At 68.2% G+C, this 12924-nt stretch carries 14 protein-coding genes; 7 read left to right on the top strand and 7 right to left on the bottom strand.

The window, feature by feature from the left end; all coding sequences use genetic code 11:
- Positions 1-2: 2 nt before the first annotated feature.
- Positions 3-593, top strand: a complete 591-nt coding sequence (locus BLQ77_RS19695) for a DUF1190 domain-containing protein (protein WP_089962344.1) — start codon at positions 3-5, stop codon at positions 591-593.
- Between the two features lie 75 nt (positions 594-668).
- On the opposite strand, the gene otnC is transcribed toward BLQ77_RS19695, so the two are convergent.
- Genes otnC through BLQ77_RS19660 form a run of 7 tightly spaced genes read right to left on the bottom strand, consistent with a single transcriptional unit; the run spans position 669 to position 7573 of the window.
- Positions 669-1310, bottom strand: coding sequence for a 3-oxo-tetronate 4-phosphate decarboxylase (gene otnC / locus BLQ77_RS19690; protein WP_089962341.1), 642 nt, complete (start codon positions 1308-1310; stop codon positions 669-671).
- Complete coding sequence (gene otnK / locus BLQ77_RS19685) at positions 1307-2572, bottom strand: 3-oxo-tetronate kinase (RefSeq protein ID WP_089962338.1); 1266 nt, start codon at positions 2570-2572, stop codon at positions 1307-1309. Before otnK ends, otnC begins: the two co-directional genes overlap by 4 nt.
- A gap of 40 nt (positions 2573-2612) precedes the next feature.
- The gene (locus BLQ77_RS19680; RefSeq protein ID WP_089962337.1) at positions 2613-3893 is read right to left on the bottom strand and encodes a TRAP transporter large permease; all 1281 of its coding nucleotides are present in this window, start codon (positions 3891-3893) and stop codon (positions 2613-2615) included.
- Positions 3890-4423 carry a TRAP transporter small permease gene (locus BLQ77_RS19675; protein ID WP_089962336.1) on the bottom strand — a complete coding sequence of 178 codons (534 nt, stop codon included), beginning with the start codon at positions 4421-4423 and terminating at the stop codon, positions 3890-3892. Before BLQ77_RS19675 ends, BLQ77_RS19680 begins: the two co-directional genes overlap by 4 nt.
- On the bottom strand, positions 4423-5115 hold the full coding sequence (locus BLQ77_RS19670; protein WP_089962333.1) for a cyclase family protein: 693 nt from the start codon (positions 5113-5115) through the stop codon (positions 4423-4425). The genes BLQ77_RS19675 and BLQ77_RS19670 overlap by 1 nt, the downstream gene beginning before the upstream one ends.
- 31 nt (positions 5116-5146) lie before the next feature.
- Positions 5147-6145: a TRAP transporter substrate-binding protein gene (locus BLQ77_RS19665; RefSeq protein ID WP_089962331.1), complete on the bottom strand. Its 999-nt coding sequence runs from the start codon at positions 6143-6145 to the stop codon at positions 5147-5149.
- A 27-nt stretch (positions 6146-6172) separates the two neighbouring features.
- A complete protein-coding gene (locus tag BLQ77_RS19660) occupies positions 6173-7573 on the bottom strand; it encodes an NAD(P)H-dependent oxidoreductase (RefSeq protein ID WP_089962329.1) in 1401 nt (466 codons plus the stop codon).
- Between the two features lie 206 nt (positions 7574-7779).
- Here BLQ77_RS19660 and BLQ77_RS19655 point away from each other — a divergent pair, with 206 nt between their 5' ends.
- The 6 genes from BLQ77_RS19655 to BLQ77_RS19630 form a co-directional block, all read left to right on the top strand.
- Positions 7780-8481 carry a GntR family transcriptional regulator gene (locus BLQ77_RS19655; protein WP_008887502.1) on the top strand — a complete coding sequence of 234 codons (702 nt, stop codon included), beginning with the start codon at positions 7780-7782 and terminating at the stop codon, positions 8479-8481.
- Positions 8482-8593: 112 nt separating this feature from the next.
- Positions 8594-9526: an amidohydrolase family protein gene (locus BLQ77_RS19650; RefSeq protein WP_089962327.1), complete on the top strand. Its 933-nt coding sequence runs from the start codon at positions 8594-8596 to the stop codon at positions 9524-9526.
- Positions 9527-9552: 26 nt separating this feature from the next.
- Positions 9553-10515, top strand: coding sequence for a tripartite tricarboxylate transporter substrate binding protein (locus BLQ77_RS19645; RefSeq protein ID WP_089962325.1), 963 nt, complete (start codon positions 9553-9555; stop codon positions 10513-10515).
- Positions 10516-10553: 38 nt separating this feature from the next.
- Positions 10554-11027 (top strand): tripartite tricarboxylate transporter TctB family protein, encoded by a 474-nt coding sequence (locus BLQ77_RS19640; RefSeq protein ID WP_089962322.1) that lies wholly within the window; start codon positions 10554-10556, stop codon positions 11025-11027.
- Complete coding sequence (locus BLQ77_RS19635) at positions 11027-12541, top strand: tripartite tricarboxylate transporter permease (protein ID WP_089962320.1); 1515 nt, start codon at positions 11027-11029, stop codon at positions 12539-12541. The genes BLQ77_RS19640 and BLQ77_RS19635 overlap by 1 nt, the downstream gene beginning before the upstream one ends.
- Positions 12542-12673: 132 nt before the next feature.
- Positions 12674-12924 (top strand): helix-turn-helix domain-containing protein (locus tag BLQ77_RS19630; RefSeq protein WP_242661783.1); only part of this gene is annotated, 251 nt, incomplete at its 3' end.

Raw genomic sequence — 12924 nt, 5'->3', positions numbered from 1 at the left:
TCATGACGCATCCCAAGAGAAAACGCTCGCGTACCGTTGCCGTCGGCATCCTCGGCGCCGCCTCCTTTGCGCTGGCCGGCTGCCGCGACGAACAGGTGACGGCGCAGGCCTTCCCCGACCTGCAGAGCTGCCGCGACGCCTCGATCGCCAGCGCCGAGATGTCGGCCAGCGACTGCGATGCGGCCTTCGCGCAGGCGCAGGAGCTGCACGTGCAGTCGGCGCCGCGCTACGACAGCCGCGAGCTCTGCGAGGAAGAGCACGGCGAGGGGTCCTGCGGGACCGAGGCACAGGCCGCGGGCGGCGGCTCGGGCAGCATCTTCATGCCGCTGATGATGGGCTACCTGCTGGGCAACATGATGAGCGGCCGCAGCGGGTTTGCCGCGTCGCAGCCGCTCTATCGCAACGGGCAGGGCGGGTTCACCAACGCCTCGGGCACCTCGACGTTCTCGACCAATGCCGGGCGCGGCAACATGAGCTCGAGCCAGTTCCGCACGCCGCCCACGACCGTGGGCAAGGCGCCGCTGACGCCGGCGACGGTTTCGTCTCGCGGCGGCTTCGGCGGCAGCGGCGGCTCGCGCATGTTCGGCGGCTGAGGCCCTGGTCCCGTAGACATGAAAACCGCCGCGACGGGGACGTCGCGGCGGTTTTTCCGTTTCGCGATGCGGGCGTCAGCGCTTGCGCAGCGCGTCGGCCTGATCGTCGGTCAGCGGCCGGGTCTTGTGGCCCTGCAGCATCAGAAAGAGCTTCGCCGTCTCTTCCAGTTCCTCGGTCGCGTATTGCGCCTCTTCCAGCGAACCGCCCGCGACCACGGGCCCGTGGTTGGCGAGCAGCACCGCGTGGTTGTCGCCTGCCTGCTCTTCGACCGCGCGGGCGAGTTTCTCGTCGCCGGGCGCGAAATAGGGGATCAGCGGAAGCCGGCCAACGCGCATCACGTAATAGGCGGTGAGCGGCGGCAGCACGTCCGCGGGGTCCACTTCGGCCAGCACGCTGACGGCGACGGAATGGGTCGAGTGCAGGTGCACCACGGCGTTGGAATGCGGCCGCTGGCAGTACATGCACATGTGCAGGAAGGATTCCTTGGTCGGCTTGTCGCCGTCGAGGAAGGTGCCGTCCGCGTCGAAGCGCGACAGCCTCGCGGGGTCGAGCGCCCCGAGCGAGGCATTGGTCGGCGTCATCAGCATGCTGCCGTCCGAAAGGCGCACGCTGATGTTGCCGGTCGAGCCGAAGGTCAGCCCGCGGTCGAAGATCGACTTGCCCACGGCGCAGATGCGGTCGCGGGCCTTGGTGGCCTCGGATAGGGTCGCGGTCATGCCAGCATCTCCCATGCCTTGAGGAAGAAGTCCTCGCCCCCGAAGTTGCCAGATTTCAGCGCGAGGCACAGCGGGCGATCCGCATCGAGCGCCGAGACCCAGGGCACGCCCGGGTCGATCTCGGGTCCGATGCGCAGGGCCGAGGTCCCAAGCGCCGCGACCACCGCGCCCGAGGTCTCGCCACCGGCCGAGATGAAGCGGGTGAAGCCGCGCGCGGCGAGGGAGGCGGCGACGCTCGCCAGCAGCTCCTCGACGACCTCGCCCGCGCGCATCCGGCCGAGCTTGTCCTGCGCCTGCGCCACGACGGCGGGATCGGCGCTGGAATAGACCAGCGGCGGCAGGTCCGAGCGCTGCGATGCCGCCTCGACGAATGCGACCACCGCCTCGGGCGTGGTGGCGCCGCTGGCGATCTCGAGCGCGTCGAGCCGAAGCATGTGCACGCCCGCCTTCTCGGCGGCGGCGATCTGGCGGCGGGTCATGGCAGAACAGGACCCGGCGAGGATCACGCCGCGGCCCTCGGGGGCGGCAAAGCCCTCGCCCGGGGCGGCGGGGGTGATCCAGCCCTTCTCGCGGTAGACATCCGGCAGGCCCATGGCGACGGCAGAACCGCCGGTGACCAGCGGCAGTTCCGCCACGGCACGGCCGATGGCGCGCAGGTCCTCGTCCGAGATCGCGTCGACGATGCAGATGCCGGGCTCCTGCGCGATGGCGGCCTCGATTGCGGCGGCGCCGCGGCGCACGGTCTCATGCGCAACGAGCCGCACGGGCCGGTCGGTCTGGCGCGACAGCACGCTCACGAGGTTCGGGTCCCGCATCGGCGTCAGCGGGTGGTCCTTCATCGGGCTGTCCGAGATCAGCTGGTCGAAGACGAAGAGATGCCCCTTGTAGACCGTGCGGCCGTTCTCGGGGAACGAGGGGCAGGCGATGGTGGTGGCGGTCCCGAGATGCTCCATCAGCGCCGCCGCGACCGGGCCGATGTTGCCCTCGTCGGTGGAATCGAAGGTCGAGCAGTACTTGAAGAAGAGCTGCTTTGCGCCTGCGGCCTGCAGCGCGCGGGCGGCGGCGAGCGACATCTCGATGGCCTCGGCCGCTGGGTTGGTGCGCGACTTGAGCGCGATCACCACGGCATCGGCATCCTGCGCGACGGTGTCGAGCGTGTCGGGCACGCCGATCACCTGCACGACGCGCATGCCGTTGCGGGAGAGGATCAGCGACAGGTCGGTCGCGCCGGTCAGGTCGTCGGCAATGGCGCCAAGGATCATGGGTTCGCTCCGGTGTTCGGGCCAGTGGGGCGGTTTGCGCCTAGTAAAGCCACTGGCCGGGGACGGTGACAATCTGCGGGAACAGCACCAGCAGGACCAGCAGCAGAAGCTGGACGACGATGAAGGGGAACACGCCCCGAACCACGTCCGAGTAGCGCTGTTGCGCCACGGCGCAGACCACGTTCAGCACGGCGCCGACCGGGGGCGTCAGCAGGCCGATGGCGGCGGACATCATGAAGACCACGCCGAAGTAGACCGGGTCGATGCCCGCCTGCTTGGCGATGGGCAGCAGCACCGGGGTCAGCACGAGGATGGTCGGGATGAAGTCCAGCGCTGTGCCTACGGCGATCACGATCAGCACGATGGCGAGCATCAGCAGCACCTGGTGCTGGGCGAGCGGTCCGAGCAGTCCCGCAAGCTGCTGCGGTACGCCGGCGATGGTGATGGCATAGGCGGTGATCCCGGCGGCGGCGATCAGCAGCATGACGGCGGCGGTGGTGCGGATCGCGCTGATCATGCAGTCGTAGAGCGCCTTGAGGCTGATCTCGCGGTAGATGACGGCGCCCGCGAAGATCGCGTAGACACAGGCCACGACACCGGCCTCGGTCGGGGTGAAGATGCCGAACTTGAGCCCGCCCACGATGATCACCGGCAGCATCAGCGCGACCAGCGCGTCGACCAGCGCGGTGCGGATCTCGGCACCGGACCTGCGCGGCAGGGTCGACATGTTCTCGCGCCGGCACATCAGCCACCAGGTCGCGGTCAGCGCCAGCGCCATGGCGACGCCCGGCACGATGCCCGACAGGAACAGCCGGGTGATCGACACGTTTCCCGCGACGCCGAAGACGATGTAGCCGATCGACGGCGGGATGACCGGGGCGATGATCCCGCCCGAGGCGATGAGCCCCGAGGCGCGGCCCATCGGGTAACCCGAGCTGCGCATGATCGGCACCAGCATCCCCGCGAGCACGGCGGTGTCGGCGATGGCCGAGCCCGAGAGGCTCGCCAGCAGAACGGCGGTGACGATGGCGACGTAGCCGAGGCCCCCGCGCAGGTGGCCGACGAGCGCGAGCCCGAGGGTCACCAGCCGTTTCGACAGGCCGCCCGCGTTCATCACCTCGCCCGCGAGCAGGAAGAAGGGGATGGCGAGCAGCGGGAAGCTGTCGGCGCTGTTGGTCATCTGCAGCGCGATGGACTGCCAATCGAGGAAGCCCATCTGCCACAGCATGCCGATCCCGGCGAGCATCAGGCCGAAGGCGATGGGCACACCGGTGATGACCGCCACGATGAGGACGACGAGAAAGATCAGGATGGTGGTCATGCGCCGTGGTCCTCTTCCCCCGAGGCCATGGCGCCGGCGGTGTATCCGAAGGCCGCGCCGAGGGCGTTGGCGAAGGCCACGCAGCCGATGCCGATGCCCCCGAGCCAGGGCGCCGCATAGGTGAGCGCCGTGGGCAGGCCCGAGACCGGAGCGGTGTTGATCCAGTTGAGCTGCATCTGCCCCCAGGCGCCCGAGACCAGCACCCAGCAGCAGAACAGGATCGCGAGATTGCCGAGCAGGTGCACGATCCGGCGCGGCAGCACGGGCAGCGCCGCGACGACGAAATCCACGCCCAGCTGCTGGTGGCGGCGCGACACCGCGATGGCGCCGGCGAAGGCGATCCAGACGAACATCATGCGCGAGACCTCGTCGGTCACGGTGATGCCGCTGTCGAAGCCGTAGCGCAGCACGACGTTGCCGAAGACCAGCACGATCATGGCGGCGAGCACGAACACGAGAAACGCCTCGAGCGCGGCCAGAACAAGGTCGGCCGCGCGGACGATGCCGGTGACGATGGGAGGCGGCTGCATCAGGAGGCCGCCCCGCCGGGGGTGCCGGGCATGTCCTCGATGGCAAAGATCCGGGCGGGCGCGCCGTCGGCGTTACCGACCTTGAGCGGGGCGGCGCAGAGCCAGGTGCGCTTGCCCTTCAGCGCGGCGGTGTTCACCACGTATTCGATCAGCGTGACGCCCGCGCGCAGCAGCACGTCATGGGTCACGTGCTCCTCGTCGGGCACGCGGATGCCGTCGAGGAGCAGCCGGATCGGGTAATCCTGCGGGAAGTCCACCGCCACCGCCGTGGGCGCTAGCGCCAGCAGGTATTCCGAGGCGGCGCGGTTCAGCCACGGCGCCTCGGTCCAGAATTCGCGCGTCTGGCAATCGCGCTTGGTGTCCCATTGCGTTGCCAGCAGAAGGATTTCGCCCGGATTGCCGCCGGGATCGGCGGCGGCGAGGGTCTCGGGGCCGATCTCCTCGTCGGGCTGGACGCCCGAGAGGTCGAAGATACGGCACGGCCCCACCACCCGGTCCAGAGGCGTGCTCTCGATGGTGGGGCCGTCGGCGATGAAATGCGCCTGCGCGTCCACGTGCGAGAACCCATGGCAGGTCGTGGCGAGCCGGGTCACGCGGAACTGGTCTCCGGCGCTCTTGTCACCCTTGACGGAAATCTCGGGGGCCCAGCGGAAGTGCGGCCCGACCGTCATGCTCAGATCGACGATGTCCATGGTGTTCTCTTGGTCTTCACGTGTCTGCGGTTCAGGCGGCGGCGCCGTTGATCTGGTCGATCAGATCGCTGCCGAACTCCGAGGCGAACTTGGCCTGCACTTCGTCGGCGACGATGGCGCGGAAGGCCTCGCGATCGGGTTCCTCGACCACCTCCATGCCCTCGTCCTTGAGCGTCGCGAGGCTGGTTTCCTCACGCTCGACGTTGAGCGCGCGCTGGCGCCTGGCACCTTCCTGCGCGGTCTCGATCAGCAGGGTCCGGCGGTCCTCGCCCATCGCCTCGAGCTTTTCGGCATTGGTCACCAGCGGCGCCGCGGTAAAGGCGTGCTGGGTGAGCGACAGGTACTTCTGCGCCTCGTAGAAACGCGAGTTGAGGATCAGCGTCGTCGGGTTCTCCTGCCCGTCCACGGCGCCCATCTCGAGCGCGGTGAAAAGCTCGGTGAAGGCCATCGGCGTCGGCACGGCGCCGAGCAGGCGGAAGGCCTCGATGTGGGCCGGGTTCGGCGTGGTGCGGATCTTGAGCCCCTTGATGTCCTCGGGCGTGGCGACGGGACGGCGGCTGTTGGTGACGTGGCGCCAGCCGGTCTCCCAGAGCGAGAGCGCGAAGAGGCCGGTGCCCTCGAAATCGGAGCGCAGACGGTCACCGATCTCGCCGTCGAGCACGCGGGCCACGTGGTCGCGGTTCTGGAAGAGATAGGGCAGGTCGAGCACGTTGAGCTCGGGCGCGAGGCTTGTGAAGAACGGGTTGCCGGTCACCATGATGTCGAGCGATCCGGCGCGGACCGAGTTGATCATGGTGGGGTCGTTGCCGATCAGGCCGTTGGGGAAGACCTGCAGCGTGATCTCGCCGCCGGACTTTTCCTTGAGCGTGTCGGCCATCCACAGCGCGGTGTCCTGCCAGCTGTCAGTCTCGGGGTGCGGGTGCCCCATGCGCAGCGCCAGCGTGCCCTGCGCGCGCAGGATCGCCGGGGCGGCCATGAGGCCGGTCGCCGTGGCGGCAGTGGTCAGGAAATTGCGTCGGGTCAGTGTCATGTCGGGTCCTCCCTTGGTGTCGTACGGTCAGGCGCTCTTGCGCGCTGTGAAGAAGCGGGCGTCCTGGCTTTCGCGAAGCCGGGCCAGCACGCTGTCCTGCGGGATCTCGAGATGGCGCATGCGGATGAGCTCTCCTGCCGCCACATCCCGCGCGAGGCGGCAGTTCGAGGCGAGGTAGAAGGGCGCGGGGCTGTCGCCGTCGAGCGCGCCCGCGGGCATCATCCGGGCCGAGACGCCCTCGATCGAATGGTGGTGGCCGCCCATGGCCAGCCGGTGGCCGGCTGGCAGGTCGCGGTCGGCATGGGCCACGAGGTCGATGTGGTGGCCGGGCGCGGGCGCGCCGCTGGAGACGCCCAGCAGGCCCGCCTCGAGGATCGAGGTCGCGGCCTCGAGCCCAAGCAGGTGGCGCGGGATGAAGACCATGGCGGTCTTGCCGTTGCGGCTGACCACGTGGCCCTTGTCGCGCAGCATCTCCCAGGTGTCGGCATGGTCGCAACGGATCACCACGAAGACGCCGCCCGCAAAGCTGATCTCGCCCGGGGCGCGCAGGCAATGGAACACCTCGAGCACGCCGGTGCGGCTCAGGATGCCGCCGTCTTCGGTGCCGCTGAGGATCGTCGGCACCTCTTCGATGCGCGCGATGGGACAGTGCAGGTCGGGGCGGTCGGGGCTCATGCCGCAGGCGTTGGCGACCACGGTCATCTCGCAGAGATCCGGCACGGCGCGCTGGGGCAGGGCGCTTGCGGCCTCGGCCCTCGCCGCCACGATCTCGGCGGCGCTGCGGTCGCCCATGCGGGCGAAGGGCGCGAACCCGGGCACCTCGTAGGTGCCGCCGTTGCAGAGGATGGTGCCGGTCTCGGGATCGTGCACGAAGTCGTATTCGCTGGACTTGCCCGCGGCGACGATCTCGAAGCCCAGCACCTGGGCCCAGGTGATGAGCCCGATCAGCAGGCTCGGCTGGTCGCCGTCCACCGGCGTCACGAGCACGCCCTTGTCGGCGGCCATGGCGGCGAGGCCGGGTCCGACGACGCTGTCGACTTCCTTGGAGACCATCGCGACATGCTTGCCCGCGGCGATGGCCAGCTCGGCGTGGCGGGCGCCGTGGACCGGATGGCCGGTGGCCTCGACCGCGACGTCGAAGGGCAGGTCCGCGACGAGCGCGAAGTCGCCCACCGCCACGAAACTCCCGTCCTCGAAGGCGGCGCGGGCGCTCTCGGCGTCGTCGCAGATCCGGATGTCGTCCCAAGAGATGCCCACGTCCTGCATGGCCGCCGCCGCGGTGGCCGCGTCCACGTCGACGCCGATGCGCACCGACATCTGCGGCACGCGCAGGCCCTGCGACAGGAAGCTCCGGCCAAAGCCCCCGGTGCCGATGATGCAGGCTTCGACGGTGCGGCTGTCGGCGCTGAAATAGGCGTTGTAGTTCATTCGCGGTCCCCGGATCTGCGGCGATTGCATGCGCGTGGGATCGGTGCCGGGCACCGTATTGCGCGCAATCTGCGAGAAATCTCCTCAGCCGACCCTCTGAATCGGCGATTTCGACAGTGATTGCATTCAAAAGTACGCTCGTCAACTGCCTTGCGCAAATCGACGCGGTTTTTTAGATTGATTGCATGCAATAAGGGAGGGCAGGCATGGGCGAAGACAGGTGGCAGGCGTTGTCCGAGGAGGTCGCCGGCTGGCCGCGCGGGCAGCGATCGACCTTCGTGACGAATTTTCTCCGCGACCTGATCGTCAGCGGCGAGATTCCTCCGGGCGAGCGGATCAACGAACGTATCCTGACCGAGCGGCTCGGGATCTCGCGCACGCCACTGCGCGAGGCGTTCAAGATCCTTGAGGGCGAGGGGCTGGTGTCGATCCGTCCCAACGCGGGCGCGACGGTGGTGAGGTTGTCGCCCGAGGACGTCGAGGACTCGCTCGAGATCCTGATCGGACTGGAAAGCATTGGCGCCGAGCGTGCCGCCGAACGCGCAACCCCCGAGATGATCGAGGAAATCGCCGAGCTCGACACGCGTATGGTTGAGGCCTTCGAGCGTCGCGAGCTGATGGATTACTTCCACATCAACCAGGACATTCACCAGAAGATCATCGACGCCGCACAGAACGAGGCGCTGTCGCGGGTCTATTCCAGCGAGAGCGCCCGCATTCGCCGGTTCCGTTTTGCGGGGAATCGCGATCACGCCCGCTGGGCGCAGGCGGTGGCCGAACACGCGCAGATTCTCGAGGCGCTGCGGCGGCGGCAGGGTCCTCTTCTACGGGAATTGCTCCGGGCGCACCACCGCGCAGGTTGGAAAATTGCACGCAAAGCTCTGGAGACCCCCGAGCCAACTGACTGAGTGCATTCAATTTTGCACAAATTTCGGGTTTAACCTCAAAAATCTTTGACAAATCCCCCATATTGCATGCAAAGCTCGTCACTGAGGCGCCCGCACTGGGCAGGGAGGCACTGTGACCAGCGAAGCAAAGACCGATGCGATGCAGATCGTGGATGCCCATTGCCATGTCTGGGATCTGTCGCTCGGCAAGCACCCCTGGCTCATGGAGGGCGTGCAGCATCCGCACCGCTACGGCGACTACAGCGCGGTGAAGGCGGACTTCCTGCCGGACGACTACCGCGCCGCTGCGGCGCCCTGGCAGATCGCCGCCGCCGTGCACATGGAGGCGGAATGGTCGCCCGACGATCCGCTGGGAGAGGCCCGCTGGATCGCGGAACTCAATGAAAAAACGGGGTTTCCGGCGGCGATGACGGCGCAGGTCTGGTTCGACCGGCCCGACGTCGACGACCTGATCGCAGCGCAGGCCGCCTTCCCGCTGGTCCGCTCGCTGCGCCAGAAGCCCAGGGCTTTTGCCACGGCAGGGGAGTGGTCGCGCGGCCATGACCTCGCGGGGTCGATGAACTGCCCGACCTTCCGTCGCGGCTACGCCGGGCTTGCTGCGCACGGATTGCATTTCGAGCTGCAGACGCCGTTCTGGCATCTGCCCGACGCGGCGGACCTGGCCCGCGACTTCCCCGACACGCTCATCATCATCAACCACGCGGGCGTGCCCGGCAGCCGAGAGCCCGCCGTTCTGAGGGCCTGGTCCGAGGCGCTCGCCACCGCCGCCGCCCCGCCCAATGTCCGCATCAAGGTAAGCGGGCTCGGCGTGCGAGGCGAGGACTGGACCACCGAGGCGCAGCGCGAGGTCATCCTGACCTGCATCGACCTCTTCGGCGCCGACCGCGCCATGTTCGCGAGCAACATGCCAGTGGACGGCATGTTCCGCAGCTTTCCCCGGCTCATCGAGGATTTCATCGAGATCACCTCGGTACTGCCGGAGCGCGACCGCCGGGCGTTCTTCGCCGGGACGGCCGCCGACACCTACGGGCTGACATTGTCCTGACCAGAGATCACAGGGAGGATCACACCATGTTCACCACCACCCGCCGCAGGGCCGCCGCGCTGATCGCCGGCTTCACCATGGTCGCAGGCGCCGCCTTCGCCGAATACCCCGAGCGTCCGGTCCAGCTGATCGTGCCGTACCCGGCGGGCGGCGGCACCGACATCGTCGCGCGCACGCTGGCGGTGGAGCTCGAGAAGGAGCTCGGCCAGCCGGTGTCGGTCGTCAACCGCGACGGCGGCGGCGGCATTCCGGGCCAGACCGCCATCGCGCGCGCGCGTCCCGACGGCTACACCATCGGGCTCATCGCCTCGGACATTTCGCTCTACAAGCCGCAGGGGCTGGCGCCGCTGACCTACGCGGACATGACCGCCATCGGCCAGACCAACGAACTGCCCGGCAGCGTGACGGTGAGCGTGGACTCGCCCTACCAATCGATGGAAGAGCTGGTCGCCGCGATCAAGGCAAACCCCGGCACCATCAAGGGCACCGGTGCCGCGCCGGGCGCAAGCTGGCACGCGGGCTTCCTCGGGCTCATGTTCGCGCTGGGTCTGTCGCCCGACGACGTGATCTGGGTACCGACGCAGGGCGGCACCAAGGGTCATCTCGACGTGGCCGCCGGCAACAGCGATTTCTCCACCGCCTCGCTGGTCGAGGCCCGCGCGCTGGTCGAGGGCGGCAAGCTGCGCCCGCTCGCCACCATGGCCGCCGAGCGCGTCGATATCTTCCCCGAGGTGCCCACGCTGCGGGAGCAGGGGATCGACTATACCTACGGTCTCTGGCACGGGGTGACCGGGCCGAAGGACCTCGACCCCGAGGCGCTCGAGGTGCTGAGCAAGGCCGTCGAGGCCGCCGCAAACAGCGAGAGCTTCGTCGCGACGCTGCAGGAGCGCGGGTTCAAGCACGTCTGGCGCCCCGGTGCCGAATTCGAGGCCTTCATGGCCGAGGATCTCGACAAGATGCAGGTGATCTTCGACCAGCTCGAGAAGTGACGCGGGCGGATCGCGACGACTGAAAAGGAGGCTGACCCATGCAAATCCATGACACGGCCATCGGAGCGCTGCTGGCGCTGCTCGGGGTCGCAGTGATCTGGCACGTGGGCAGCTTCCCGCAGGTCGCGGGCCAGAGCTACGGCCCCGACCTCTTCCCGCGGCTCACCGGCATCGGGCTGGTGATCTTCGGCGGCGGGCTGGTGCTGCGCGGCGTGCGCACGGCCGAGGGCGCGCCGAAACTCCTGACCATGCCCGACGCCGTCACCCTGCGGCGCGGCACGCTTGCGGCGCTCTACATCCTCGCCTCGGTCTTCGCCATCGTGCTCTTCGGCGAGACGGTGGGCATCCAGATCCTTGTCTTCGTCATCCTCTTGGTGGGCCTTCTGGCGGCGTTCCGGCGCCCGGTGATGTCGCTGGCGCTGGCGGTGGGGCTGACGGTCGCCTTCGACCTGATTTTCCGGATGCTCCTGCGCGTGCCGGTGCCCTCGGGCCTGCTGACGGGAGTGCTGTGATGTTCTCGGACCTGATAAGCGCCGCCGTACTGGTGGCGAGCCCCGACACGCTGCTGTCCATCGTCGTCGCCTCGTTCTTCGGCTTCGTGGTCGGCGCCTTGCCCGGCCTCACCGCCACGATGGCGGTGGCGCTGCTGATCCCGATCACCTTCCTGCTGTCGCCGATCGCGGCCATCGCCTCGATCGTCTCGGCGGCGGCCATGTCGATCTTCGCAGGCGACATCCCCGGCGCGTTGCTGCGCATTCCCGGCACGCCCGCGTCGGCCGCCTACATGACCGACGCCAACGCGCTGGTAGAGAAGGGCGAGGCGGGGTTCGTGATCGGCGCCTCCGCGGTCTTCGGCACCATCGGCGGCATCATCGGCACGGTGATCCTGATCGCCGCCTCACCGCTGCTGGCCAATTTCGCGCTGACCTTCTCGAGCTTCGAGTTCTTCTGGCTGGGCTGCCTCGGCCTCAGCTGCGCGGTGCTGGTGGCAGGTGACGACCTGCTCAAGGGCATGGCTTCGCTGATGATCGGCCTGCTGATCGCCTGCGTCGGCATGGATTACACCACCGGCTTCCCCCGCTTCACCTTCGGGTCCTGGGCGCTGCTCGAAGGCATCTCCTTCATCCCGGCGCTGATCGGGATGTTCGCTCTGCCCGAGATCCTGCGCCTGCTGTCGCAGGAGGCCACGGTGCGCAAGCTGCCCGAGGGCGCGCCGGGCTCGGCGCTGTCCAAGATCGGGCGGGCAGGGCGCCGCTACTGGTGGCCCTCGCTGCGCGGCTCGGTCATGGGCACGGCCATCGGCTCGCTGCCCGGCGCCGGTGCGGACATCGCGGCGTGGATTTCCGTCGCGGTGACACGGCGCGCGACGCGGGAGCCCGAGAAATGGGGCAAGGGCCACATCGAGCCCATCGTGGCGGGGGGCTCGGCCAACAACGCCGCGCTTGCGGGCGCATGGATCCCGGCGCTGGTCTTCGCCATTCCCGGCGATACCATCACGGCCATCGCCATCGGGGTGCTCTATCTCAAGGGCGTGAACCCGGGGCCGATGGTGTTCCTCGAGAACGGCCAGATGGTCTACGCGGTATTCCTCGTGTTCTTCCTTGCCAATCTCATGCTCATTCCCTTCGGCTGGCTCGGCATCCGCATGGCGGGTCTGGTGCTGCGGGTGCCAACCACGGTGATCGCACCGACGCTGCTGATCCTTGCCTGTCTCGGCGCCTTCGCCATCAACAACGACATGTCGGGGCTGCTGGTGATGATCGGGCTCGGCGTGCTGGCGGCGATTATGAACGCCTCCGGGCTGCCGCTCGCGCCGACGGTGCTGGGCATTGTCATGGGCAAGATCGTCGAGCAGAACCTGATGCAGTCGCTGATCAGCACGCAGGGAGACCTGCTGGCCTTCTTCGACCGGCCGGGTTCGGCGGTGCTGGGGGTGCTGACGCTGGCGCTCTGGGGCAGCGTGATGGTGCGCGCGGTCTACGGATTGCTGCGCAAGAGCCATTCGGCGCGCCGTGCGCAAAGCTGACCGGCGGGCGCACTTATATATTACATAATCAACCTTATGGGAAATCTGTCTGTAAGCGCCAAGTTAGAATGTCCCACATGAGCAAAGCTGAAGTGTCACACTCCCCTGAATGGGCAGGATTGGAGTGCGGCCGTGGGATTGGTGGTCATGAGCGAGCGCGAGCTGAACCGGATCGAAGTCCTGAGTGATGTGGTGCAAGGCCGGATGTCTGCGGTGGCGGCAGCCTCGGTCTTGGGCCTGAGCCGAAGGCAGGTTCACCGGCTTCTGAAGACGTTCCAGGCCGATGGTCCGGCAGCGATCCGGCACAAGGCCCGCGGACGTCCGTCCAACAACCGGATCGATCCCGCGGTGCGTGAGTTTGCGCTGACGCTGATCCGTGAGCG

This window comes from Salipiger thiooxidans (genome assembly GCF_900102075.1).
Classification (GTDB): domain Bacteria; phylum Pseudomonadota; class Alphaproteobacteria; order Rhodobacterales; family Rhodobacteraceae; genus Salipiger; species Salipiger thiooxidans.
The sequence above is the reverse complement of the archived record's forward strand: the minus strand, read 5'-3'. Positions and strand labels throughout refer to the sequence as shown.